The sequence below is a fragment of the Streptomyces sp. NBC_00727 genome, from assembly GCF_045161745.1.
Taxonomy (GTDB): domain Bacteria; phylum Actinomycetota; class Actinomycetes; order Streptomycetales; family Streptomycetaceae; genus Streptomyces.
In genome coordinates this window covers 2,860,352-2,884,576 of record NZ_CP108981.1, presented here as the reverse complement: position 1 = coordinate 2,884,576, position 24,225 = coordinate 2,860,352, and the positions used below count along the sequence as shown (strand labels likewise).

Here is a 24,225-nt window from a genome sequence, read left to right as displayed (position 1 = left end):
GCCCTTGAAGGGCTCCACCCACCGCCGCTGCTACTGCCGCGACCCCAAGACCGGAAAGCCGCTCGGCAAGAAGTGCCCCAGGCTCGCCGGCCGCAAGCACGGCTCCTACTCCGTACGCCAGGAACTCCCGCCCCGTGCCGACGGAACCCGCCGCTCGTTCAGCCGTGCCGGCTACGAGAGCCTCAAAGCCGCACAAGCCGACCTCGACCACATACGCGCGCTTCTCGGCCTTGCCGACGCCGACGACTCCGAAGGTCTGGATCAGATCGCCGAGTTGCTGGAGAAGGTGGGGGACGAGAAGGCCCCGCTACCGGACATCGAGTCGACCCGTCGGCGGCTGAGCCACGGCTTGGACCTCACGAGCCGCCTCACGGTCGGCGACTGGCTGGATATCTGGCTGGCGGGCAAGAAGGGGCGGCAGAGCGCGATCAGCCGCGACGAGAGCAACATTCGTGTCCACCTCCAGCCGCGCATCGGGCACCTGCGACTCGACCGCCTGCGGGTCACCCACCTGTCGGAGATGTTCGAGGCCATAGCCGAGGCCAACGTCGAGATCGCCGAAGGAAACGCCGCACGGCGCAAAGCGGTCGAGGATCTCGCACAGATCCCCTGGAAGGGGCGCGAGCCGCGCTCCCGCCGTAAGGCGATGAAAGCGGCCATCGCAGAGATGGAGCCCTACCGCCGGATCGTCGGTCCGGCAACGCGCCAACGCGTTCGCTCCACACTGCGTGCTGCGTTGAACGCCGCGATCGCTCAACAGCTGATCACCTTCAACCCGGCCTCCCACGTCGAGTTGGAGGCGGGCAGGCGTCCCAAGGCACTCGTGTGGACCGAGGAGCGCATCCTCCACTGGAGGCGCACCGGAGAGAAGCCCTCGCCGGTGATGGTCTGGACGCCGGAACACACCGGCCTCTTCCTCGACCATGTAGCCGAGGACCGGCTGTACGCGCTGTTCCACCTGGTCGCCTTTCGTGGGCTACGGCGAGGTGAGGCATGCGGTCAGAGGTGGACCGACACCAACCTGAGCGCCGGCCTCCTCACCGTCGCCAAGCAACTCGTGGTGAACGGCTGGGAGGTGTACGAGGACGATCCCAAGACCGACGCCGGAGCGCGCACCATCGCCCTCGACTCCGACACGGTCCAGGCCCTCAAGCGGCATCGCGCCCAGCAGGACAAGGACCGCGAGAAGTGGGGGAGCGCCTGGGCGGAGACCGGAAGGGTCTTCACCCGCGAGAACGGAGAACTGCTCCACCCTGCCAACGTCACGCGGCGATTCATCGAAGTGTGCGAGGAGATTGACCTCCCGCCGATCCGGCTCCACGACCTCCGTCACGGTGCCGCGACTCTGGCTCACGCAGCAGGTGCCGGCCTGAAGGACATCCAGGAGATGCTCGGCCACTCCTCGATCACCATCACGTCGGACACGTACACCAGCCTGCTCCCCGAGGCGGATCTCGCGATCGCGGAGGCCGCAGCGCGGCTCGTGCCACGCACCCGCCCGACCTCTGAGAACACCGATTTCCCGGCGGCACCTATAAGGCCGAAAAATCCATAGAGCCCTCGCCATGCGGTGAACCGCCCCTCGGTGAAGGCAGCAGTGGATAGATCAATACCAATGGCTCGCTCCTGGTAATGCTCGCACGCGGCCAGGCGGGGGAATCATGCGGCTGAATGGGAAATCCAGGATATGCTCGCTGAAGCACTATGTGCCTCGGATCTTCCCATTTCGCCGCATGTGGCCCATGCCCTAGAAAACGACATGCCTACATGCATTACGCTTTCCCCTCGCGATGCGCTGCTTTTTGCGCAGACTCAATCGCAAGCTTCGCTGGATTGGCGCCGACAGTCGAGCAGTTTTCCTTCATGCAGGAGGTGCGCCCTGGAGGGGGATTCACGGTTCGACAGCTTAAGCACATCCACCCCGGTGCTGGCCGGCCGATGACCTTGTCCAGGATCGCGGCTAGATCCGGCGGCTGGGCCCTGACGATGTTCCTGACAGCTTCCTCTTGAACGTGGCCGTCCAGGTCGTCCAAAAGCTCTCGGATCTGTTCGCGGAGCACGCCTCCACGCAGTGGTCTGATCATGGACGCCGCAACGCCACGCAACACGGGATCGTCGCTATTTACCCAGCACTCCGGTTCAGGACCTGTCCCGAGTGATGCCAACGCTGCGGCCCCGAGCTGCTGATGTCTCGTACTGGGGGCGAGCCTGGGGACCAGGTCCCGTAACTGCGGGGCTGCCTGCTCGGCGATGGGAGCCCTCCACAATGACTTCGCTGCAAACCTTGCCTGGCCCAGCCCGAGTTTAATCAAGACTATCAACGTGCTGACTGCGGCCTCGGTGTTGGGCACTGCGGACCAATCAGGATTGGAACGTTCACGAGAGTAATCGAAGAGAGCAAAGTAGGGGGTATGGCCGTCCCAGCGCTCCATGCGAGCCAAGGCGATGTTCGCTTGGGCCGCGAGGACTGCTTGGTCGAACCCGTACAAGGACGTTGTTAGCTCGATTAGCTCTTGGAGCACGCTGTCCGGCTGCTTGTATAGATGCGTCACCCCCCCCATCGTTCAAGTCGATGGTCTCGACGAAGTCGGCCAGCTCGTTGAGGAGGGTTGCCTGTGTGGTCGAGAGCTGTGTCGTTGCGTGGTCGGCTACCAGACGGAGGAAGTGCGCATACTTATCGTCGGCGCGATCTGACCACGACGGGAACTTCAGCCCTGCGAACTTCTGAGCCATCGCGCTGCGAATGGCTTGAACATCGTCGTCGAAACCTAGGTCCGCGAGAAGTCGCGTCAGAGCCTCCTGGAGACCACTCGGAGCCTCGACTGCACAAGCCGCGACCGTAGGTGACATATGTGGGGCTTGGTCGAGTAGCGCTTCGGCAGCCTTTTCTTGTGTTCTGGTCAAAGTGCGATCAACTAGCCACGCTGTAAAATCGAACGCCTCGCGTCCGCACGCCTGCGGCCGGTGCGGCAAGGACCGTAGAGCGAGTACGTCCTTGAGTAGCTTTGCATTCTCTGCGCCGCAGGAATTTGGGTGGAATTGGAGCTCCAGTGACGCACGTGCAACCAGGGCATGATCAGGACTATGCCGCGCTGCGGCCGATTCAGCAGAAGCGCGGAACTCGGCCGGAATGGGAAGCCATAGAAGGTCCTCCCAGCTCATCCATCCCTCCTGAGTTCCATCGGCGACGTGGCTAATCAGACATTCGCTGATCTTTCGCGTTGTAACGTCATTGAGTTCGGCCCCTTCCCGGGCGCTCCGAACAAGTGCTCTTGCCAGTGCGGTGTTACGTGGATTGTTGTGCAGAGCGCGAGAGGCGGCGCGCGTCACAGATGCGTTGAGAGTGCAGGCAAGTACAAGTGGTTCGAACTGTTTGGCTGCGATCCGCGCATCGACCCATTCGGGCATCTCGTTGGGACGGGAGACGATGCGCATGGCGTCTCCAATTTCCGCGAACAGCGCGATCCGTGGGGCAACGGTTTCTTCGGCACCGGACAGTACGAAGATGCCGGTTTCGTCGAAGAGGTGGACTGCATCCCGGGCCGCAGTCGCCGCCCGGGCCGGCGCGAGTCCCCAGGGTTCACGGAGATCGGCGGCAATCGCGGCGACGACCGACTCCTTCACGGCTCGCCCCTGACTGTTCAGGATCTCAGCGGCCTCGCTGGTGAACGCATACATGGTTGCTGCGGGTAGTTCGCTGCCTCCCAATGGTCCCAGAGTGCGACCGCCGCCGCGCCGTACCTCGCGGTCGGCCACGATGTCCGTCACGACGGCTTTGAGGATGGTCGCACGCTGCTTCGGGAGCGACTCGGTTGCCCGTCGTGCGGCGAGTAGAGCCAGAAGCACCGGTATGAGAGGCGTCTCGTGCAGTAATTCGTCCTGTGCCAAAGCTGATTGCACCCATGCTGCGCGCTCGGCAACCCAGCCCGGCCTGTCCGCTGCTTCGGGAAGCTTCTGCGCCGCGGCCGTTGCCAGGACTGCGGTCACCGTGGTCTCGGCAGTGGATGGTGAGCGCAAGCGCAAGCTCGGCCATCCGAGCGTAGCGGCCTGACCATAGGCGACATCGCGCGTGGCCAGCAGGATGCAGACTCCTTCCGGTAAAGCCGCGACCAGATCGCAGATCTCACCGACCACTATCGACCGCTGATCGTAGGTCTCATCGAGCGAGTCGAGGATAAGAGCGATGCCACCATCCTCGTCCAAGCGCTCGTTGATTTCGGTGATGAGCACGTTCCGGTCCGTCGGCCTGTCCTCGCGTACGGCTGCAGTGATGAGGCGATCCCGGAAGCTGGCCTGCGAACCAGCCATGTTGACCTCGCGAAGCGATGCCCGTACAGGAAGAGGCAGAGTTCGATCCGAAGCCAGATGCGCTGCCAAACCCTTCAACGCGGTGGTCTTACCGCCTCCGGGCAAACCGGTCAAAATGGCGCGGCCGCGGCGAAGGAAAGCCCAAATTAGCTCACTTTCGGCCCGGGGTTCGTCCGGGTTCGTACCTACTCTGATGCCCGCATCCGCATGGGCGAGAGGGAGGTTGGGCAACTCGGCGCCCAGAGAGCGCAGATCGATCTCCGCACCCTCCCGGGCAAGGCGGGCCCTGTAGCGTTCCAATGCCAGCCGTCGGGTCTCCAGCACGGCCGCCGGGGATCCCTTGGTGTTGCTGATTTCGATGCCCTCACCGTGCAGAGCGTCCAGCCAGCCAGCGAGCCTGTGCCCACCCCGAAGCCGGGCTGTACGACCCGCGATTTTCGTCAGCGCTGCCCACGCCCCACGGGCCGAGTCATATCCTTCGTCGGCAACAACGTGGCGCAAATGGCCGATGGCCATCTGCGACTCTGCATCGTCCGGTTCCTCTACCCGCAACTCCCAGATCACGGCGCATTTAAGGGCTAACCTCGATCTTTCTTGACGGGCTGCCGACGGAGTCGGTGGCCCGTTTTTGTGCTGTGAGCTGAGGGTGGGCAGGCTGAGGGCCCGAGTGTCGTCTCGGGGTGGCGCCGGGTTCCACTGCTCCGGTTGGTGAAGGGCTGTCGTGGGGACGGGTGAGTTCGCTGGTCAGCCGGGGTTCGGCAGGAGTGCGAGCCGTTCGAGTGCGGCGGTGATGTGGCCGGTCCAGGGCCAGTGCCGGGCCAGGCGGAGGATCCGCCGGCGGCCGGTGGTGACGAGTTGTCCGGCCGCGGAGAACAGGCGGAACCGCAGACGGCGGGGCTCCCAGAGCCGGGCTGTTCCGGTGAGGGCGAGCATGGGCATCCAGGCCAGCAGGTCGAGAGCAATCTGGACGATCTCGAGCCAGACCTTGTTCTGGGCTGTGGTGTGCAGGGGCAGGTTGCGCAGGCCGGTGGCCCGGGCGGCCCGGATCCTGTCCTCTGCCCGGGCCCGAAGCCGGTGACGGAGCTCGAGTTCGGCGATCGGCCGGCCGGCGGTGTTGGTCGCGAAGCACGTGATCCGCATCCCGTCCGCGTCCGTGATCCTCAACTGGGCACCGGGGTGCGGCCGTTCTCTTCGGACGATCAGCCGCATCCCCTTCGGCCAGCCGTCCAGCAGCTTGCCGGTGAGCTCGGCGACCCAGGCCCCGTCACGGACCTCACCATTGGTCTCGACGGCCGCCGTCCAGGCCGAGGCGGGGACCTTCAGCACGTGCTCGTGGACCTGCTCGGTGACCGTCATGCCGACCGAGTAGGACAGCCATCGCCCTCGCCGGGCGAGCCAGGACACGAAGTCGTGAGTGCCGCCCGCGGAGTCCGTGCGGATCAGCGTCTGCCGCCCTCGCCGGTAGCGCTTGGGCAGCTGGGCCAAGGCGAGCTGGGCGGTGGTGATGTGGTCGGCTGCTGTGTTGGAGCCCGCGTTCCCCGGCCTGAGGAGGGCGGCCACGGGCTCACCGGTTCCTCCCGGTCCGTGGTCCACGAAGGCCGTCAAAGGGTGATGGCCGTAGGTCTTCTTCCAGGTCGCGGCCGCGTCCTGTTTGTCGGAATGCGCGATCACGAGGACACCGTCAAGATCGACGACGACCTGGCCGTCGGTGTCCGGGGCGTTCTCACCGGCCAACGACCAGACACGGTGACGGACTTCGGAGCGTGCGGACCGGATCGCCTGCAACGCCTTCTCGTCGGAGGCGGCGAGGGTGCCGATCAGGCGGGAGACGGTCGGGTCGGAGGCGACCGGACCGAAAACGGCCGGCTCGCACCGCAGCAATGCGACGTCCGCGAGGCAGTCCCCGCCCAGTGCGACCGCCAAGGCCACGTCCAGGAGGACCTTGCCGGGATCGTGGACGGCCCGCGGCTTGCGCCACGGCGCCAGAGCTGCCGATATGGCCTGGTCAAGACCGGTCTTGCGGACCGTTTCCACGAGCAGGACCGACCCGGCCTGGGAGACGACCTGGCGACCGCCGTCCTGGACGCGGACACGGGGATAGGACCCGATAGAGTGCTTCACCTGGGAAGTGCCTCCGGCGGTGGCAGGAACAAGGACCTCGACAATCCTCATTCTTGCTGGTCAGAGGCACTTTCTGCTTTCCTGCCCGCCTGCCGGACACCCCGCTTCATGAAAGCGCGAGGCTAAGGCGCGCTCGGACTCATCCAAGCCGCCCAGGAGGCCCCGGACGCCCTCCAGGATGCGGTGTTCCCCTCCCGTAGGTGAGCCAGGGTGGTCGGTCCGCTCACGATCCAGGACTTGCTGCAGCTTCCTCATGGGCTCGCTAAGCGTTCCTGAAACGATTACGAGGCGATCCTTGGTGGGGTCAAGACCCGCCCTGGCGGCCGGCACCCACTGCGCCACAGCCTCTTTGAGTGGTTTGCCAGCGGTCAAGCTCCGCTTGGCCTGGACGAACGCGCGCTGCCCTGACTCGAAATCGATCCTGATGTCGTCGACGGGATCGTCGGTTTCCAGTGACACAGACGCCACTCGGGCAAGTGCGGGAGGGATCCCTGTCCCCGGCACCGGAACTCCTGCGAGCCCACATGCCACTGCGTACGCAGCAACCCCGCGCCGATATTCGGTCCCCGCATCGCCGGAAGCGCCCGCAACACTTCCAGACCTCGCTGTTGAGCTGCCGACCACACACGAATCCTACGCGGGCCGGTGCCGCCTTGAAGGATATCCAGGAGAGTCGGGCATTCCTCGGACCGGAGTCTGTGCCGACTGATGCTGATCAGGCGGGAGGAATACCCGACCCTGGCGGCCCGTCCGCTCACGCACCGCTCACGCAAACGGCCCCGGACGAGAAGTCCGAGGCCGAGTAAGACCCCTCCCTGGGGGAGAAACCCCAGGTCAGAGCGGTAACGCGTTGTGCCCCCGGCAGGATTCGAACCTGCGACACCCGCTTTAGGAGAGCGGTGCTCTATCCCCTGAGCTACGAAGGCAGGGTCGTGGCCGCCAGTGTAGCGGGTGGTGTGCTCGGGGTACGGGGGTCGGGGGCGTGGGGATCTTGGAAGGTCGGGAGGGCATCGTTGGGGTGTCGGGTGTGAGGGGGAGCTGTTCGTGACGTACAACCTGTTGACCGTTGATCCCGTGCTGCCCGGCGTCATCGCCCGTGCGCTCGCCGGGTGTCTTGGTGTCGCCGTGAGGGACGTCGACGTGGCCCATGCCGGCGGGGACCAGGAGTCGCGGGACTGGGAGGCGGCCGTCCTGTGCACGTACCACGGCCTCCGTGGGAATCTGACCTTGTCGTGGGACGTCTACGTGCAGGAGTTCGTAGCTGAACAGCCGGCCGAGCGCGAGGTTGCCGCCGCGCTCGCGAAGGCCGCGGGGACCACCGTGCTCTGCCCCGCCGATGAGGCGCCGCCCAGTGCGTACTGGGCCGTGACGCCCGACGGCCTGCTCACCCGGGCCCGGCTCGAACCGTCCGACGACGAGCCGCCGGTCTGCACGGTCACCGCGGTCGAGGCGCCCGTCCCGCAGTTGCCCGGGGCGGCCGTGACGCGGTTCGCCGAGATCGTGCGGGAGCGGTGGCCGGACGCCCCCTAGGGCCGCGTCACCCGCACCCGGTAGTCCCCCTTGTCGTCCTTCCCCAGCACCGAGATCCGTATCCCGTTCGTCCGGTCCGTGAAGGTGTCGCCCGGCTGGAACGCGGCGTCGGAGAGTTCCGCGTGGACGTTGGGGAGGCGGGTGCAGCCTGCGCTGTCCTTCGTGCTGTCGGCGACCGAGACCGGGCCCCGGCCCGTGTCCACGGCGGAGCTGACCTTGTAGATGAGGACGCCGGGGCGGCAGATCGCCTCGTCGTTGCCCGCCGGGGTGCGGACCTCCACCGCGTAGCCGGACTCCGCGGTCAGGGGGACGAACGCCAGCTTCAGGCCGCCGCGGGTGGCCAGGGGTTCCAGGACGTTTTCCGTGGTGCCGGGGCGGGCGGCGCAGCTGACCTGGTCGTTGTCCAGCCAGCCGAGCTTCCACTTGTGCCAGCCGAGCATGTCGTTGTTGGCGCCCCAGTCCTCGGACATGATGTCCCAGTGCCCGACGGAGCCGCCGCCCTCCATCGTGTAGAGGTCGGGCAGCCCGAAGACATGGCCGTTCTCGTGGGGCAGGACCCGGTAGCCCGTCCGGGCGTACGAGCCGGAGCCGTCGTCCTGGCGGCTGTAGACGAAGGACGTGTTGGACAGCGGCACCCCGTCCGCGAGGGGGGCCTCGTCGTTGCCCGAGAAGGTCACCGACAGCACGGTGTCCAGCGCCGAGGGCCCGGCGTTCGGGGTGACCAGGATGTTGACCAGGTCGTACTCGTCGAAGTCCACCTTCGGGTCCGCAGCGGCCACGATGTCCTGGACCAGGTGGCGGTAGCCCGGCTCGTACGGGGAGCCCCGCTCGATTCCGTACTCCTCGAAGGGCAGCGGCATCCGCAGCCACGAGCGGATCGGGGCCTCGGGTATGTAGGTGAGCCGGCCGTACGAGCTCGTCCGGAACCAGTCCGTGGTCTGCGGGAAGAATTCCGCCAGGCGGTCCATGGCCGGCTCGGTGCCCTGTGCGTCCGGGAAGTCGATCATCAGGTTCAGCGCGCGGACGCGGCCGGTGGAGCGGGCGTAACCGGGCTGGGTCGGCATGCCCTCCGACATCTGTACGCCCATGGACGACGCGATCCGGCAGGGGCCGAGCCCGGTCGCCCGGGGGGCCGTCGCGGCGGGGCCGGCCGACGCGGGGCTCTGCAGGGGCAGGGTGCTGCTCGCCGTCGCCAGGGCCGCGATGACCAGGGCCGTCGCAGCGCCGAGGGCGACCGGGCGGCGGTGCTTGCGTATCCGGCGGCGGGGCTGCTGCATCGGGGCGCCTTCCGGTCCGCGGCAGTCGGCCGGCCCCGGCTGCGCTCTGCCGTCAGCCTCTGCCGGGCGATCGCGGGCCGCTCGCTGGGTGCGCCGTTCGGTTGGTTTTCAGCGACCACGGTGTGCGTGACGCAGGTCACAAAGGAGAGGGAAATAACCGGGGAGGGTTTCCCCGTTTGAACTCGTGTCCCCCGCGAAACGGGGAAGCGGTCCCCGGTTGGTCCTCCCGCCGTGACCGCAGCCCAAGACAGCCGGAAGAGAAGGAGCACTGCCGTGGCCACCACCGCACCCGCTCAGCCGCGTACTCCCAGGCCGAGGGCCGACGCGCTGCGCAACCGGGAGCGGATCGTGACGGCCGCGCGCGAGATGTTCGTCGAGTTCGGGCCCGACGTGCCGCTCGACGAGGTCGCCCGCCGCGCGGGCGTCGGCAACGCCACCCTCTACCGGAACTTCCCCGACCGGGCCGCCCTCGTCCACGAGGTCGTGCTCGCCGTCACCTCCCGTACCACCGACCGCGCCGAGGAGGCGGCCGCCGAGGAGGCGGACCCCTTCGACGCGCTCACCCGCTTCGTCCACGCGGCGGCCGACGAACGCATCGGGGCCCTGTGCCCCATGCTGTCCGGCGGCTTCGACAAGGACCACCCCGAACTGCTCGCCGAGCGCCGACGCCTCGAAGAGGCCGTCGAAGGGCTCGTCGCGCGCGCCATGTCCGCCGGGCGCCTGCGCACCGACATCGCCGTCGGTGACGTACTGGTCGCCCTCTCCCAGCTCACCCGGCCGTTGCCGGGCATCGCCTGCCCGAACATCGACCGGTTCACCCACCGCCACATCCAGCTGTTCCTGGACGGACTCGCGGCCCCGGCCCGGTCCGTACTCCCCGGGACGGCGGCGACCTTGGAGGACCTGCGGCGCCGGACGTGACGTGATCCGCGCCCGCCCTTCCCTCTTCTCCCTCCCCTGAAGCCCGACGACACCTCCGTCAGACCTGCACTCAGACCTGCCGTCAGACCTGCCCTCAGCCGTGCCCGCGACCAGCGGCACGCACGGTTCGCGATCTTCTGCGCCCTCGCGCGCCCCTAGGTGGCTACTCCCATGTCAAAAACAGCTGATCTCCGACTCCCCGACCCCAGTCGCTGGAAAGCGCTGGCGTTCATCGCGCTCGCACAGTTGATGGTCGTGCTCGACGCCACGATCGTGAACATCGCGCTGCCGCACGCCCAGACCGCACTCGGCATCACCGACGCCAACAAGCAGTGGGTCATCACCGCCTACGCCCTCGCCTTCGGCGGACTGCTGCTCTTCGGCGGGCGCATCGCCGACCTCTGGGGCCGCAAGCGCACCTTCGTCGTCGGCCTCATCGGCTTCGCGCTGGCCTCCGCGCTCGGCGGCGCCGCGCAGAACCAGGGCATGCTGTTCGGCTCCCGCGCCCTCCAGGGCGTCTTCGGCGCACTGCTCGCGCCGGCCGCCCTCTCGCTGCTCGCGGTGATGTTCACCGACGCCAAGGAGCGCGCCAAGGCGTTCGGGATCTACGGGGCTATCGCCGGTGGCGGTGGCGCCGTCGGCCTGATCCTCGGCGGTCTGCTCACCCAGACGCTGAACTGGCGCTGGACGTTCTTCGTCAACATCCCCTTCGCGATCATCGCCGCCGCCGGTGCGTACTTCGTCATCCGTGAGCCCGCCGGCAGCCGCAACCGCTCCCCGCTCGACGTCCCGGGCGTCGTCCTGTCCGCGCTGGGTCTGGTCTCGCTGGTGTACGGGTTCACCCGCGCCGAGTCCGCGGGCTGGTCGGACGCGCTGACCGTCGGTTCGTTCGTCGCCTCGGCCGTCCTGCTGCTGGCCTTCGTCCTGACCGAGGCCAAGGTCAAGTCGCCGCTGCTCCCGCTGCGCGTCGTGATGGACCGCAACCGCGGTGGCGTCTACCTCTCGCTGGGCCTGGCCGTCATCGCGATGTTCGGCCTGTTCCTCTTCCTCACGTACTACCTGCAGGTCGTCAAGGGCTACTCGCCGATCAAGACCGGCTTCGCCTTCATGCCGATGATCGCGGGCATGATCACCGGGTCCACGCAGATCGGCGCCCGGCTGATGACGCGGGTCCCGGCCCGCAAGCTGATGGGTCCGGGCTTCCTGACCGCCGCGGTCGGCATGCTGCTGCTGACGCGCCTGGGCGTCGACTCCTCGTACGCCGCGGTCATCCTGCCGGGGCAGCTGCTGCTGGGTCTGGGCATGGGTACGGCGTTCATGCCGGCCATGTCGCTGGCCACGCACGGTGTCGAGCCGCGTGACGCGGGTGTCGCCTCCGCGATGGTCAACACCTCGCAACAGGTCGGCGGTGCGATCGGTACGGCCCTGCTGAACACGATCGCCGCCTCGGCCGCCACGGCGTACGCCACCTCGCACGCCGCGCTCGGCGCCAAGAACCCCGAGCTGCTGAAGCTCGAGTCGATGGTGCACGGCTTCACCGGTGCCATCTGGTGGGCCGTCGGCATCCTGGTGGTCGCCGCCGCGATCGCGCTGACCTTCATCAACGCGGGCCGTCCGACGTCGGCGGGCACCTCCGAGGGTTCCGCTTCCGGTGACGTGGACGGTGTCGAGGACGAGATCCGGGTTCCGGTCGTCGCCCACTGATCCGTCGCCGCCTCTGCGGATACGTTTCTGCCCCGGTTCCCTCGTACGAGAGGGCCGGGGCAGAGGTATGTCGGGGCGGGTGGCTCAGCGCAGCCAGGGGAGGTCGGCGTCCGCGCCCTCCGGCTGGAGTCCGGCCGCCAGGACCTGCATGATCTCGCCCAGCGAGTGCACCTGCTCGGGCGTGAGGCGGTCGAACATCGCCTGGCGGACGGCCTTCACATGGCCGGGCGCGGAGCGGCGCAGCATCTCGTGGCCCTCGTCGGTCAGGACGGCGTTCTGGCCGCGCTTGTCGGAGGGGCAGTCCTCGCGGCGCACCCAGCCGCTCTTCTCCAGCCGGGCCACCGCGTGGGAGAGGCGGGAACGGGTGATCTTGGCGTTCCTGGCCAGTTCGGTCATCCGCATGCGGTGGCGGGGCGCCTGGGAGAGCTGGACGAGCAGGCCGTAGTAGATGTGCGGCATGCCGGCATCGGCCTGCAACTGGCGGTCGAGGTGATCCTCCAGAAGCGTGGTGGCGTGCAGATACGCCCGCCAGACGCATTGTTCTTCGTCGGTGAGCCAGAGCGGCGCACCGGTTGATGCCGTGGTCATGTACTCCACTGTACGACCTTTTCTTGAAAGTTGAACTAGATAGAGCTAAGGTCTCCGAAGGTAGGAGCTTGAAGATTAAAGAATCTTCCCTGTCGAAGCCTCCTACAGAAGACTTACCTTGAGTAGCCGCAGATGGGGAGTGTCATGACAATCACCGCGGAGCGCATGCCCGCCCTCTACCTCTCCCACGGCGCCCCGCCCCTGGCCGACGACCCCGTCTGGCCCGGCGAGCTGGCCGCCTGGTCGGCGGAGCTCCCACGCCCCACCGCCGTCCTCATGGTCTCCGCCCACTGGGAGGAGGCCCCGCTCGCACTCGGCGCGACCGAGACGGTCCCGCTGGTCTACGACTTCTGGGGCTTCCCCGAGCACTACTACCAGGTGCGCTACGCCGCCCCCGGCGCCCCGCGACTCGCCGAGAGCGTGACCGGGCTGCTGCGCGGCGCCGGTACGCCGGTCCAGGACATCCCGGACCGCGGCCTCGACCACGGTGCCTACGTACCGCTGGTCGAGATGTTCCCCGAGGCGGACATCCCGGTGCTCCAGATCTCCCTGCCCACGCTCGACCCGCAGAAGCTGATGGACATCGGGCGCAAGCTGGCGCCGCTGCGCGACGAGGGCGTCCTGATCATCGGCAGCGGCTTCTTCACGCACAACCTCGCCGCCCTGCGGCACACCAGCGGCTCCACCCCCGGCTGGTCGGCGGAGTTCGACGAGTGGGGACACCGCGCACTCCAGGCACAGGACATCGACGCCCTCCTGGACTTCCGGCACAAGTCCCCGGCGGGCCGCCTGGCACACCCGCGCACCGAGCACTTCGCCCCGCTCTTCGTCACCCTCGGCGCCGCCGAGCAGGAGCTCGACCAGGGCCGCAGCGTGATCGACGGCTTCTGGATGGGACTCGCGAAGCGCTCCGTGCAGTACGGATAGAGGGCCGGCGCGGTACGGGTAGGCGGCCGGCGCGGTACGGGTACGGGGGCGCACTCGCGTACCCGTACCCGCCGCCCGGCTCAGAGCACCGGAGGGTTCAGCTCCACCGAGCGCAGCGCCGCCGCCAGGGCCGCCGCGTCGCCCACGTCCAGCGCGGTGTCCGTGAACTTGATGGTGTGGTCGTCGCCGTGCGCAGCCGCCCGCGCGAACACCTCATCGGCGGTGAGCGACGCCCCGTACCCGGCCGGGAGCACGGCGGCCTCGGCGGGGGAGTACGCGGCGGTCACCGCCGCGCTCGCCGCCCACGCCGCCCCCACGCTCGGCGCCCACAGCTCGCGCGGCAGCGCCGGCAGCGTCCGCAGTACGGCGTTGGGCGCGGTCGCCGCGTGCACCAGCATCACCGGCGAACCGTGCCCGTACTCCGCGTAGCGGTGGACGGCCGCCCCCACCAGCTCCTCCAGACCGGCGCGCGCCTCGTCCGCGCCGGTCACGGCCGCGCCCTGCCACTGCGGGAACGCCGTGATCTGGGCCAGCCGGGCCTGGATGCCGCCGCTCTGGTCGGGCACCCGGGCCACGGCGGCCAGCGCCTCGCCGGCCGTCCGGGCCGGGGCGAGCGGGGCCGGCGGGGGCAGCGGCTGGTGGCGGGCCGCCCAGTAGCCGAGCGCGTGGGCCAGCTCCTTGACGCGGGGGCCGCTCTCCTCGGTCGTCAGCAGGGTGCGCACGCTGTGGCCGACCCGGATCACCGGGTGCGTGGCGCCGCCCGCGATGCCCGGGAGCAGCCGGGGCCACCACGCGGCGAGCACCTCGCGCCAGGGCCGGTCCGCCGTCTCCCGCTCGAAGTACGCCGCCCAGTCGGCGATGCGGCGGGGGTCGCCGAGGGCCTCCTGCCAGTTCGCCGGGGTCACCTCCGCGAAACGGTCCGGCATGTCCTCCAGCTTCGCCCGGTAGTGGTCGAGCCAGCGGTGGACGGAGGCCGCCTGGCCGTTGCGGACCAGGGCCTCCACCGCCATGGGCGCGTGGTTGCTCAGCCAGCCGTCGCGCTCGGGGCCGGAGGAGTGCAGCCGCTCCAGGGCCTCGTCGAGCGTTCCGGAGGAGTCGGGGGCGGTGGTGTGTGTCGTCTCGTCCATGACAGTGACGCTATGCACCTGGGGCGCGCCCGGTAACGGACTGCGGTCCCAAGGTCCCGGGCATGGGGCCTAGGACTACGGACCCGGGACGGAGGTCCGGGTAACGGTCCGGGCAACCGGCGACCCGTACCCGACGTCTACCGGGGTACTAGCGCGGAAGAGTCACCGCAGAGGGTGTCGAAGGGCCCCGAAACACCCCGGAGACCCACTCCGACCTGCGTAAACGTGCCCGGCCGCGCCACGCGCCCGCCCCGGCGGCGCGACAGGGTACTGCATGACCGCGAAATTGAATGCCAGGCATGGGAATTCTGTCCGGATTCCAGTCGTTGTTTCCATCGGATGCAGGGCACCCGAGAGGGTGTCGCGACCTACTCAGCAAGGGAGCACGCATGGCAACCCGTGCCGTCGCCCGTCGTTCGTCCGCCACCGGCGGGACCAACCGGGCGAGCAGCGTTCGCGCCGTGGGCGGAGAGATCGCCGATCGCGACCTGGTCGGCATGTACCTGGACGAGATAGCGCGTACGCCACTGCTCGACGCCGCCAAGGAAGTCGACCTGTCGCAGGCGGTCGAGGCAGGCGTCTACGCCCGCCAGATCCTCGACGGCCAGGCCGAGAGCGACGCGGGCGGCGCCTCGCGCGAGGAGCTGGAGGCACTGGTCGCCGAGGGCGAGCGCGCGAAGGACGTATTCATCCGTTCCAACCTCCGTCTCGTCGTCGCCGTCGCCCGCCGCTACCCGCGGGCCGGGCTCCCCCTGCTCGACCTGATCCAGGAGGGCAACGCGGGCCTGGTGCGCGCGGTCGAGAAGTTCGACTACGCCAAGGGCTTCAAGTTCTCCACGTACGCCACGTGGTGGATCCGCCAGGCCATCACCCGTTCCATAGCGGACCAGTCGCGCACGATCCGGCTCCCCGTCCACCTCGTGGAGGAGCTGGGCCGCATCCGCCGGGTGCAGCGCGAGTTCAACCGCGAGAACGGGCGAGACCCGGAGCACGCCGAGATCGCCGCCGAGCTCGGCTCCACCCCGGGCCGCGTCGGTGACGTCCTGGACTGGGCCCGCGACCCGGTCAGCCTCAACATGTCCGTGGACGACCAGGGCGACACCCAGTTCGGCGACCTCCTCGAAGACACCTCCGCAGTCTCGCCCGAGCAGTCGGTCCTCACCCTGCTGCGCAGCGAGGAGCTGGAGGAGCTGATCGGCAAGCTCGACAACCGGACCGCGTCGATCATCCGCATGCGGTACGGCATCGAGGACGGCCGCGAGCGTACGCTGACCGAGGTCGGCAAGGAACACGGCCTCACCCGCGAGCGCATCCGCCAGATCGAGAAGCACGCTCTCCTCGAATTGAAGCGAATGGCTCACGACACGGGCTTTGACGCTGCGGCCTGAGCCCAAGTCCAGTAACCTCCGAATTGGGCCGCTTCACCTGGCCCCCCTGAGCTGAGTCCCGGCGCCCACCCCCCCCTGGCGCCGGGGCTCATTCTTTTACGCGCGCCCGTCCGGTTCCGTGCCGGAGGCCGCGCGGCTGAGCCGTCCGCCCATATCCGCCACGTACGCCACCAACTGCGGCGGCCCGTGCACGGTGAACTCGCAGTCCACCATCGCCAGCCGCACCGCCACCCACTCCAGCTGGTCCCGCAGCACGGCACGCAGCCGGCAGCCGCCCTCGCCCTCCGGCTCCAGCGGACCCATCCGGCCGTGCAGCCGCGACGCGACGGACTCCGGCGGCGCCGCGAAGCTCACATCCACCTCGATCTCCGACTGCCGACGCGCCATCGAACTCGACAGGAACTCCGCCGCGTCCCCCTCCGGCAGCTCCCTCGGCGCGAACCGGGCCCCCGTCGCGAACGGCTCGCTCACCCGGTCCACCCGGAACGTGCGCCACGCCTCCCGCTCCAGGTCGTACGCCACCAGATACCAACGCCACCCGGTGCTCACCAGCCGGTACGGCTCGACCTGCCGCCGCGTCTGAGCGCCGTCCCCCGCCCGGTACGCGAACCGCAGCCGCTCCCGGCCGGTGACCGCCGAGGCCATCACGGTCAGGGTCTGCGGGTCGATCGTCGAGCCGTCGCCCCGGGCGAGCGGCACCGTCGCGTTCTGCAGGGTGGAGACCCGGTGGCGCAGCCGGGACGGCAGCACCTGCTCCAGCTTGGCCAGCGCCCGTACGGACGCCTCGTCGACGCCCTCGATGGCATGGCCGGCCCCGGCCCGCAGCCCCACCGCGATGGCGACCGCCTCCTCGTCGTCCAGCAGCAGCGGCGGCATGGCGGCGCCCGCCACCAGCCGGTAGCCGCCGACCGAACCGCGTGACGCCTCGACCGGATAGCCGAGGTCACGGAGGCGGTCGACGTCCCGGCGGATCGTGCGCGGGCTGACGGCGAGCCGCTCGGCGAGCTCGCTGCCCGGCCACTCGCGCGGCGTCTGGAGCAGTGACAGCAGATTCAGCAGTCGTGCCGGGGTATCGGTCATGCCACCCAGCATGCGCGCTCATTGGGTCATGATCTGTCCTATTGGCTGTTTAGGTTCTTCCCATGACTTCCTCCGCACCACTGCCGTCCCCCGCGGCTCCCTCGGACCGCCGCCGGTGGTTCGCCCTGGCCATCGTGATGACCGCGGCCTTCATGGACCTGGTCGACGTCACGATCGTCAACATCGCCATTCCCAGCATTGAGCGGGACACCGGCGCCTCGTTCAGCTCCATCCAGTGGATCGTCGCCGGATACGCCCTGGCCTTCGCCGCCGGGCTCATCACCGGCGGCCGGCTCGGGGACATCTACGGCCGCAAGCGGCTCTTCCTCATCGGCATAGCGGGCTTCACCCTCGCCTCCGCGCTCTGCGGCTTCGCCGCCAACCCGGAGATGCTGGTCGCCTCCCGCTTCCTCCAGGGCGCGACGGCGGCGCTGATGGTGCCGCAGGTCCTGTCGATCGTGCACGCCACCTTCCCCGCCCACGAGCGCGGCAAGGTCTTCGGCCTCTTCGGCGCGATCGTCGGCCTCGGCGCGGTCTCCGGGCCCCTGCTGGGCGCGCTGCTGACCGAGTGGAACATCGCCGGTCTCGAATGGCGCCCGATCTTCCTGATCAACCTGCCCGTCGGCATCCTCGGCCTGGTCCTCGGCAGCAAGTTCATCACCGAGTCCAAGTCGCCCAAGGCGCTGCGCCTCGACCTGGTCGGCGTCGTGCTCGTCACGCTCGGCATGCTGATGCTGATCTACCCGCTGACCCGCGGCCGTGAGCTGGGCTGGCCGCTGTGGGGCTACCTGTCGATGGCCGGGAGCGTCCTCGTCTTCCTCGTCCTCGTGCTGTTCGAGCGCGCCAAGGCCGGCCGGGACGGGTCGCCGCTGATCGAGCTGTCGCTGTTCCGGGTCCGGAGCTTCGCCGCCGGGATCGCCGTGCAGCTGACCTTCGGCATCGGGCTCGGCATCTTCTTCCTGGTCTGGACGCTGTACATGCAGATGGGCCTCGGCTGGACCGCGCTGCGGGCCGGTACGACCGGAATCCCGTTCTCCGTCTCCGTCTCGGTGGCCGCCGGCCTCTCCGTACAGAAGCTGGTGCCCCGCTTCGGCCGCAAGGTCCTCCAGACGGGTGCCCTGCTCATGGCGGCCGGCCTGCTGCTCTACATCTGGGAGTCGAACCACTACGGCATGGACATCACGTCCCTCCAGATGGCGCTGCCCCTGGTCGTCATGGGTGTCGGCATGGGCCTGATCGTGGCCCCGCTGGCCGACGCGGTGCTGTCCGAGGTGCCCAAGGAGCACTCCGGTTCCGCTTCCGGCCTGTTCAACACCGTGCAGCAGATGGGCAACGCGCTCGGCCTCGGGCTCGTCTCGGTCGTCTTCTACGGGGCGATCGGCGACCGGCTCACCCAGGCGCAGGTCGGCCCGGCGTTCGCGGACGCCTTCGAGCAGTCGCTGTGGTGGGTGACCGGTGTGCTGCTGCTGATCTTCGTGGTGATGTTCGCCCTGCCGGCCAGGCCGAAGCAGCACGTGGAGGGCGCGACGGAGGACGAGCCCGCCGCGGAGGAGCCCGCCAAGGAGCCGGTGCTCACGCACTGACCGGACGGCGTACGCGGCAGAGTCACCGGTGCCCGCATCCCCCCGGGGGGACGCGGGCACCGGCATGCGGCGGACCGGGTCAGCAGATGCGCGTACGGGATTCCATCGCGCCGCGCGCCGTCTCCTCGTCCCCGTACACCTCGCACATGTGGCGGCCGTCCGGCGTCGCCGTGTGCTCGACCTCCCACAGGCTCGTCTCGCTGCCGTCGAGGAGCAGGAACGCGTGCTCGTACAGCGTGAAGCCGGCGTCCCGGCCCTCCACCCGGCACTGACGGCCGAAGACCTGCGTGATGTGGTGGGCGAAGGCGGCCCGCAGCAGATGGGCGGTCTCCTCGCCGGGCACGTCGCCGTTCTCCGCGCGGCGCAGCACGCGGCGGGCGTGGTCCGCGGAATTGTCCGGCGCGTACATCCGGGGGAGCGGGGCCGGGGGCGCCGCCAGCAGGGCCGACATGAGCTCCAGGTCGGCCTGCGCCCCCTCCTCGTCGCCGAACTCCGGAACATCCCACAGGCTGCCGGTCAGCCGGGCGACGGCGATGTGCGCGTCGGCCTCGTCGTCGTACAGCTCGTGCTGCCGGGTGTCGGGATGACCGGCCCCGCGCGGACCGCCGTGCACCAGCTCCCACAGGGTCGACGCGGAGCCGTCGCTCAGCAGGTACGTATGGCGGTACGTCTCGCGGTGCAGGGTGGCGCTGTGGTGCGAGGAGTGCAGGGAGCTGCTGTGGGCCAGCGCGGAGCCCAGCCGCTCCACCGTGCTGTCGGGCAGGTCGAACGAATTGAGAGCCCGACGCAGGATTCGCTCGAGGTGCTGCTCGGTCGTCTCGTACGGATCGCTCAAGGTGCTGTCTCCAGGCCGTCGCCGCGTGTGACTCGATGCGTGCATAACGTAGCCCCTGGGGCTGACATCGGGACCGGGGTTCAGGAAAACGCACGGGGCGCGCGGAAGGTTCCGTGCACGCCGCCCGAACTTCCCTACGCGGGGGGCGAGTCGGTTTCCCCGCCCTGCTCGTTCCCGGCGTGCGGTGGCGGTCCGTAGAGGTCGCCGTACGAGGGGAAGGTGCCCCCGCCGGTACGGCCCTCGACGCCCGTGGCCGCCCGGACCGCCTTCACGATGGCCCGGGCCACGGCCTCCGCACCCGCCGCGAGCAGCGGGTTGAGCGCGCCCGGGTTCTCCGCGTCCAGGTCCTGCCGGCCGGTGGCGAGCGCGAACACGGTGTCCCCGTCGGTCATCAGGTGCACGGGCCGGATGGCGCGCGCCAGCCCGTCGTGCGCCGTGCCCGCGAGCTTCTGCGCCTGCGCGCGGGTGAGGCCGGCGTCGGTGGCGACGACGGCGAGCGTGGTGTTGAGCGGGGGGCGCGTGTTCGCGTCGCGCGCCTGTGCCAGGCGCCGTTGCGCCGCCTCGTGGACCGCGGCCGGCGGCGCGACGGCCGGCTCCTCGCCGCCGTACTCCCCGAACAGCACCCCCGTACGAGGATCGAGCACCGAACCCGCCGCGTTGACCACGACGAGCGCGCCCACGGTGACCCCGGACGGCAACAACACGCTCGCCGTCCCCACCCCGCCCTTGAGCTGCCCGGCGACCGCGCCCGTGCCCGCGCCGACACACCCCTCGGCGACCGCCGCACCCTCCTGCGCACGCGCCGCGTCCTCCACCGCGGCCCGGCCCGTCGCCGCGTCCGGCCTGGCCTGCCAGTCGCCGCCCCGGCCCAGGTCGAACACGCAGGCCGCCGGGACCACGGGGACCACCTGGGCCGGATCGGCGCCCACCCGCACCCCGCGCCCCCGCTCCTCCAGCCACGCCATCACCCCGGACGCCGCGTCGAGCCCGAACGCACTGCCACCGGTGAGCACGACCGCGTCGATGCGCTGCACCAGGTTGCGCGGATCCAACGCGTCCGTCTCCCGCGTCCCCGGCCCGCCGCCCCGCACATCGACGGCGGCGACGACCCCGCCCTCGGGTGCGAGTACGACGGTGGTGCCGGAGAGCGCACCCTCCCCGGGGACCCGCGCATGGCCTACGCGCAGCCCGTGAACGTCGGTGAGGGCGTCCTGACGGGTCATGAGGGGCTCCTTCGGAGGGAGGCGGGTGGACGGGCGGCCAACGTACCGTCGACGGCCCCCGCGACTCGCTCACCCCCTGGGCCCACAAAACAGGACCAATCACCACACGCCGCCCTACCGTGGCAGCGTGACCGAGCCACCTGAAGCCGCAGGCGCAGCCGCGCAGCCCGCCCCCGGGGGCCCTCCCGGGGCCGTCGAAGGGGCCGTCGACGGGGCCGGCGGTCCGCCGCCGCAGGGCGGGTCCGTGCGCGCCGGGGGGCTCGTTCCCCGGTCCGTCACCGGGCGGGCGACCGCGGCGGGCGTCATCGTCTCCCTCCTGCTGGTCGTGGCCATCGTGCTCGGCAGCCGGTTCCTGGAGCACTTCGACTCCGCGCTGCTGCCGTACGCCGTGGCCACGGTGTTCCTCGCCTTCGGCGTCGCGTACCGGTACACCGTCTGGGTCTCCGGGCCCGGCGCCAAACGGCTGTTCAAGAAGGGCTGGGGGAGCCTCTTCTCGGTCGACAACTTCCGGCGGGCGCCCACCGCACTGCCGAAGATGATCGCCACCTACCTCGGCTTCCAGAAGTTCCTCGGCGCCCGCTCGCACGCCCGCTGGGCCGCCCACCAGCTGATCTTCTGGGGCTGCGTCCTCGCCTCGCTGATCACCTTCCCGCTGACCTGGGGCTGGTTCACCTTCACCTCGGGCACCGGCTCCGGACCCGGTTACGAGATGCGTGTCTGGGGCTTCAAGATCATCGGGTTCGACTCCCTCGACTTCCTCGGCTGGCTGATGTTCCACGGCCTGGACATCGCCGCAGTCCTCGTCATCCCCGGCGCCTCGTACTTCCTGTGGCGGCGCATGAAGGACCGCGCGGCCATCACCGGCCAGCGGTTCGGCTACGACCTGGTGCCGCTGATCGCGCTCATCGTCATCTCGGTGACCGGTCTGCTCCTCACCTTCTCCTCGATCTTCCTGCACGGCGGCGGCTACGAGTTCCTGGCGATCCTCCACATGGTCGCGGTGGTCTTCACCCTCATCTACATCCCGTTCGGGAAGTTCTTCCACATCGTCCAGCGGCCCGCCGCCGTCGGTATGCAGCTGTTCAAGTACACCGGCCGGCAGGACGAAGAGGTCTTCAGCTGCCGCCGCTGCGAGGAACCCATCGACACCACCCCGTACGTCGACAACCTCCGCGGCACCATGCGCGACCTCAGCCTCGGCTTCGACGAGTGGGCCGAGTACTGCCCGCGCTGCAAGCGGGTGCTGCGAGGCAGCGCCTACCTCTCCCAGGTGAAGAAGGGCTTCAAATGACCGCGGACTCGCGCACGCCCGAACCGCATGCGGTCGTCCCCCTCGATCCCTCCCTCGCACCCCCGGGCACCCGCGCCTTCCGCGACGCGGGCGGAATCCCCGCCGACCGGTGGCACGCCGACCAGAACGGCGAGACCCTCGTCCCCACCCACTGCTGCTTCTGCGGCGTCCAGTGCGGCATGTATCTGCGCGTCGACCGCGGCGGCAAGGTCTTCGGCGTCGAACCCCGCAACCACGACATCAACCGCATGCGCCTGTGCCCGAAGGGCATCAACGCCTACCAGCAGGTCAATCACCCCGACCGGCTCACCGCCCCCCTCATGCGGCGCTCCCGCGACGAGGAACTTCGCGAGGTCTCCTGGGACGAGGCGCTCGACTTCACCGTCGCCGAGATCAGGCGCATCCAGCAGACGTACGGGAACGACGCCTTCGGGCTGCTCGGTGGAGCGAGCCTGTTCTCCGAGAAGACCTACCTGGTCGGCAAGTTCGCCCGGGTCGCCCTCAAGACCCGGCACGTCGACTACAACGGCCGGCTCTGCATGGTCAGCGCGGCCGGCGCCAACAAACTGGCCTTCAACATCGACCGGGCCGGCAACCCCTTCTCCGACATCCTCCTCACCGACTGCCTGCTCATCGCCGGCTCCAACGTCGGCGAGTGCTTCCCCGTGATGACGCAGTACGTGTGGGGCGCCCGGGACCGCGGCGCCAGCCTCATCGTGATCGACCCCCGCGAGACGGCCGTCGCCCGGACCGCCGACATCCACGTCGCGCTGAAACCCGGCACCGACTCCGCGTTCTTCAACTCCGTGCTCCACGTCATCGTCGAGGAGGGCCTCACCGACGAGGCCTACCTCGCCGGCCACGCCACCGGCTGGGAAGAGGTCAAGGCCAAGGTCGCCGAGTACCCGCCGTCCCGCGCCGCCGAGATCTGCGGTGTCCCCGCCGAACAGATCGTCCAGGTCGCCCGCACCTTCGCCCGCGCGCCCAAGGCCATGGCCTGGCACGCCCGCGGCATCGAGCACCACTCGCAGGGCGTCGAGAACTGCCTCACCGTGATCAACCTCTGCGCCGCCACCGGGAACATCGGCAAGCCCGGCGCCGGCTACGGCACCATCACCGGCCAGGGCAACGGGCAGGGCGGCCGCGAGCACGGCCAGAAATCCGACCTCCTTCCCGGCGGACGCTCCATCAACAACGCGGAGCACCGCCGGCAGATCTGCGAGATCTGGGGCATCGAGGAGTCCGAACTCCCGCCCGCCGGAACCTCGATGATGGAAATGGTCTGGCAGATGCAGCGCCGCGAGATCCGCGGCCTGATCGGCGTCTGCAACAACCCCTTCGTGTCCCTGCCCAACTACAAGGTGGTCAAGGAGGGGTACGACGCCACTGAGTTCCACGCCCAATTCGACTTCTTCCTTTCCGAGACCGCCGCCAACGCGCACGTCGTCTTCCCCGTCACCACCTGGGCCGAGGACGACGGCGTCATGGCCAACGCCGAGGCCCGCGTGGTCAAGCACAACAAGGCCCAGGACCCACCCCCCGGCGTCCGTACGGACACCTGGGTGATGTGCGAACTCGCCCGACGGCTCGGCGCCGGCGACAAGTTCGCCTTCGACAACTCCCGCCAGGTCTTCGACGAACTGCGGATCGCCTCCGCCGGCACCGTCAACGACTACTACGGCATCACCTACGAACGGCTGGAGGAGACCGGCGGCATCGCCTGGCCCTGCCCCTCCACCGACCACCCCGGTACCCCCCGGCTCTTCGAGGACGGGAAGACCTACCACCCCGACGGCAAGATCCACCTCCAGGTCGTCGAGTGGCACCCGCCGATGGACCCGTACGACGACGAGCACCCCATGACGCTCACCACCGGACGCACCGTCGCCCACTTCCTCTCCGGCAACCAGACCCGCCGCCTGGGCGCCCTCGTCGAACAGACCCCCCGCCCCTGGGCCGAGGTCCACCCCTCGCACGGCTTCCGCAACGGCGAACCCGTCCGCGTCGTGACCCGGCGCGGCAGCGAGGTCTTCCCCGCCCTGGTCACCGAGGCGATCCGCCCCGACACCGTCTTCATCCCCTACCACTGGCCGGTCCCCACCGCCGCCAACGTCCTCACCATCGACGCCCTCGACCCCCGCTCCAAGATCCCCGAGTACAAGGTGTGCGCCTGCCGCATCGAGCACGCCGAGCGGATCGACGTGGTCCCCGCGCCCCCGGTCGCCCCCGGGCACGTCGCCTACCCGGAGACCCAGGTCTCCCGCACCGACCCGCTGCCGCCCACCTCCCCGCAGGGCCGCGGCACCTCGGAGAGGAGCTGAT

Annotated in this window: 18 protein-coding genes and 1 tRNA gene; 9 read left to right on the top strand and 10 right to left on the bottom strand. The window is 69.4% G+C overall.

All coding sequences use genetic code 11. The annotated features are described in order from the left end of the window. The first annotated feature begins 4 nt into the window (after nt 1-4). A complete protein-coding gene (xerC, locus tag OG242_RS12890) occupies nt 5-1,555 on the top strand; it encodes a tyrosine recombinase XerC (protein ID WP_405898300.1) in 1,551 nt (516 codons plus the stop codon). Between the two features lie 821 nt (nt 1,556-2,376). Here xerC and OG242_RS12885 read toward each other — a convergent pair. The 4 genes from OG242_RS12885 to OG242_RS12870 all read right to left on the bottom strand — a co-directional run bounded on the left by OG242_RS12885 (nt 2,377) and on the right by OG242_RS12870 (nt 7,355). Beyond that, the gene (locus OG242_RS12885) at nt 2,377-4,872 is read right to left on the bottom strand and encodes an NACHT domain-containing protein (RefSeq protein ID WP_405898299.1); all 2,496 of its coding nucleotides are present in this window, start codon (nt 4,870-4,872) and stop codon (nt 2,377-2,379) included. Between the two features lie 180 nt (nt 4,873-5,052). Further along, nucleotides 5,053-6,429 carry an IS1380 family transposase gene (locus OG242_RS12880; protein WP_405898298.1) on the bottom strand — a complete coding sequence of 459 codons (1,377 nt, stop codon included), beginning with the start codon at nt 6,427-6,429 and terminating at the stop codon, nt 5,053-5,055. A gap of 60 nt (nt 6,430-6,489) precedes the next feature. Continuing rightward, a complete protein-coding gene (locus OG242_RS12875) occupies nt 6,490-6,888 on the bottom strand; it encodes a hypothetical protein (RefSeq protein WP_405898297.1) in 399 nt (132 codons plus the stop codon). Nucleotides 6,889-7,282: 394 nt separating this feature from the next. Continuing rightward, a tRNA-Arg gene (locus OG242_RS12870) sits at nt 7,283-7,355 on the bottom strand. Between the two features lie 118 nt (nt 7,356-7,473). On the opposite strand from OG242_RS12870, the gene OG242_RS12865 reads away from it, so the two are divergent. After that, nucleotides 7,474-7,959, top strand: a complete 486-nt coding sequence (locus OG242_RS12865; protein ID WP_405898296.1) for a hypothetical protein — start codon at nt 7,474-7,476, stop codon at nt 7,957-7,959. Here OG242_RS12865 and OG242_RS12860 read toward each other — a convergent pair. Then, nucleotides 7,956-9,236: a M6 family metalloprotease domain-containing protein gene (locus tag OG242_RS12860; RefSeq protein WP_405898295.1), complete on the bottom strand. Its 1,281-nt coding sequence runs from the start codon at nt 9,234-9,236 to the stop codon at nt 7,956-7,958. The two genes, OG242_RS12865 and OG242_RS12860, sit on opposite strands and share 4 nt — an antisense overlap. 273 nt (nt 9,237-9,509) lie before the next feature. Between OG242_RS12860 and OG242_RS12855 the strand changes: the two genes are divergently transcribed. Beyond that, the gene (locus OG242_RS12855; protein ID WP_405898294.1) at nt 9,510-10,157 is read left to right on the top strand and encodes a TetR/AcrR family transcriptional regulator; all 648 of its coding nucleotides are present in this window, start codon (nt 9,510-9,512) and stop codon (nt 10,155-10,157) included. Between the two features lie 171 nt (nt 10,158-10,328). After that, the gene (locus OG242_RS12850) at nt 10,329-11,861 is read left to right on the top strand and encodes an MFS transporter (protein ID WP_405898293.1); all 1,533 of its coding nucleotides are present in this window, start codon (nt 10,329-10,331) and stop codon (nt 11,859-11,861) included. Between the two features lie 84 nt (nt 11,862-11,945). Here OG242_RS12850 and OG242_RS12845 read toward each other — a convergent pair whose 3' ends face one another. Continuing rightward, on the bottom strand, nt 11,946-12,458 hold the full coding sequence (locus OG242_RS12845; protein ID WP_405898292.1) for a MarR family winged helix-turn-helix transcriptional regulator: 513 nt from the start codon (nt 12,456-12,458) through the stop codon (nt 11,946-11,948). A 135-nt stretch (nt 12,459-12,593) separates the two neighbouring features. Between OG242_RS12845 and OG242_RS12840 the strand changes: the two genes are divergently transcribed. Next, nucleotides 12,594-13,376: a dioxygenase gene (locus OG242_RS12840; protein ID WP_405898291.1), complete on the top strand. Its 783-nt coding sequence runs from the start codon at nt 12,594-12,596 to the stop codon at nt 13,374-13,376. An 80-nt stretch (nt 13,377-13,456) separates the two neighbouring features. On the opposite strand, the gene OG242_RS12835 is transcribed toward OG242_RS12840, so the two are convergent. Next, the gene (locus OG242_RS12835) at nt 13,457-14,503 is read right to left on the bottom strand and encodes a questin oxidase family protein (RefSeq protein WP_405898290.1); all 1,047 of its coding nucleotides are present in this window, start codon (nt 14,501-14,503) and stop codon (nt 13,457-13,459) included. A 389-nt stretch (nt 14,504-14,892) separates the two neighbouring features. On the opposite strand from OG242_RS12835, the gene OG242_RS12830 reads away from it, so the two are divergent. Then, nucleotides 14,893-15,891, top strand: coding sequence for an RNA polymerase sigma factor RpoD/SigA (locus OG242_RS12830; RefSeq protein WP_405898289.1), 999 nt, complete (start codon nt 14,893-14,895; stop codon nt 15,889-15,891). A gap of 96 nt (nt 15,892-15,987) precedes the next feature. Here the strand turns inward: OG242_RS12830 and OG242_RS12825 are convergent, their stop codons facing one another. Then, on the bottom strand, nt 15,988-16,971 hold the full coding sequence (locus OG242_RS12825; RefSeq protein ID WP_405898288.1) for a helix-turn-helix transcriptional regulator: 984 nt from the start codon (nt 16,969-16,971) through the stop codon (nt 15,988-15,990). A gap of 62 nt (nt 16,972-17,033) precedes the next feature. On the opposite strand from OG242_RS12825, the gene OG242_RS12820 reads away from it, so the two are divergent. Continuing rightward, complete coding sequence (locus OG242_RS12820; RefSeq protein ID WP_405898287.1) at nt 17,034-18,554, top strand: MFS transporter; 1,521 nt, start codon at nt 17,034-17,036, stop codon at nt 18,552-18,554. Between the two features lie 79 nt (nt 18,555-18,633). Here OG242_RS12820 and OG242_RS12815 read toward each other — a convergent pair whose 3' ends face one another. Further along, nucleotides 18,634-19,389, bottom strand: a complete 756-nt coding sequence (locus OG242_RS12815; protein ID WP_405898286.1) for a DUF6227 family protein — start codon at nt 19,387-19,389, stop codon at nt 18,634-18,636. Between the two features lie 134 nt (nt 19,390-19,523). After that, entirely contained in the window at nt 19,524-20,612 is a 1,089-nt protein-coding gene (locus OG242_RS12810) for a P1 family peptidase (protein WP_405898285.1), read from the bottom strand. Nucleotides 20,613-20,739: 127 nt separating this feature from the next. Between OG242_RS12810 and OG242_RS12805 the strand changes: the two genes are divergently transcribed. Together OG242_RS12805 and OG242_RS12800 are read left to right on the top strand one after the other, a co-directional pair. Next, nucleotides 20,740-21,903: an MFS transporter gene (locus OG242_RS12805; RefSeq protein ID WP_405898284.1), complete on the top strand. Its 1,164-nt coding sequence runs from the start codon at nt 20,740-20,742 to the stop codon at nt 21,901-21,903. After that, the gene (locus OG242_RS12800) at nt 21,900-24,224 is read left to right on the top strand and encodes a molybdopterin oxidoreductase family protein (RefSeq protein ID WP_405898283.1); all 2,325 of its coding nucleotides are present in this window, start codon (nt 21,900-21,902) and stop codon (nt 24,222-24,224) included. Before OG242_RS12805 ends, OG242_RS12800 begins: the two co-directional genes overlap by 4 nt. Nucleotide 24,225 lies beyond the last annotated feature (1 nt).

Coding starts and splice junctions, on each gene's coding strand:
- OG242_RS12860 (WP_405898295.1), bottom strand. CDS start 9,236: ATGCAGCAGCCCCGCCGCCGGATACGCAAGCACCGCCGCCCGGTCGCC.
- OG242_RS12850 (WP_405898293.1), top strand. CDS start 10,329: ATGTCAAAAACAGCTGATCTCCGACTCCCCGACCCCAGTCGCTGGAAA.
- OG242_RS12830 (WP_405898289.1), top strand. CDS start 14,893: ATGGCAACCCGTGCCGTCGCCCGTCGTTCGTCCGCCACCGGCGGGACC.
- OG242_RS12835 (WP_405898290.1), bottom strand. CDS start 14,503: ATGGACGAGACGACACACACCACCGCCCCCGACTCCTCCGGAACGCTC.
- OG242_RS12800 (WP_405898283.1), top strand. CDS start 21,900: ATGACCGCGGACTCGCGCACGCCCGAACCGCATGCGGTCGTCCCCCTC.
- OG242_RS12820 (WP_405898287.1), top strand. CDS start 17,034: ATGACTTCCTCCGCACCACTGCCGTCCCCCGCGGCTCCCTCGGACCGC.
- OG242_RS12810 (WP_405898285.1), bottom strand. CDS start 20,612: ATGACCCGTCAGGACGCCCTCACCGACGTTCACGGGCTGCGCGTAGGC.
- OG242_RS12825 (WP_405898288.1), bottom strand. CDS start 16,971: ATGACCGATACCCCGGCACGACTGCTGAATCTGCTGTCACTGCTCCAG.
- OG242_RS12840 (WP_405898291.1), top strand. CDS start 12,594: ATGACAATCACCGCGGAGCGCATGCCCGCCCTCTACCTCTCCCACGGC.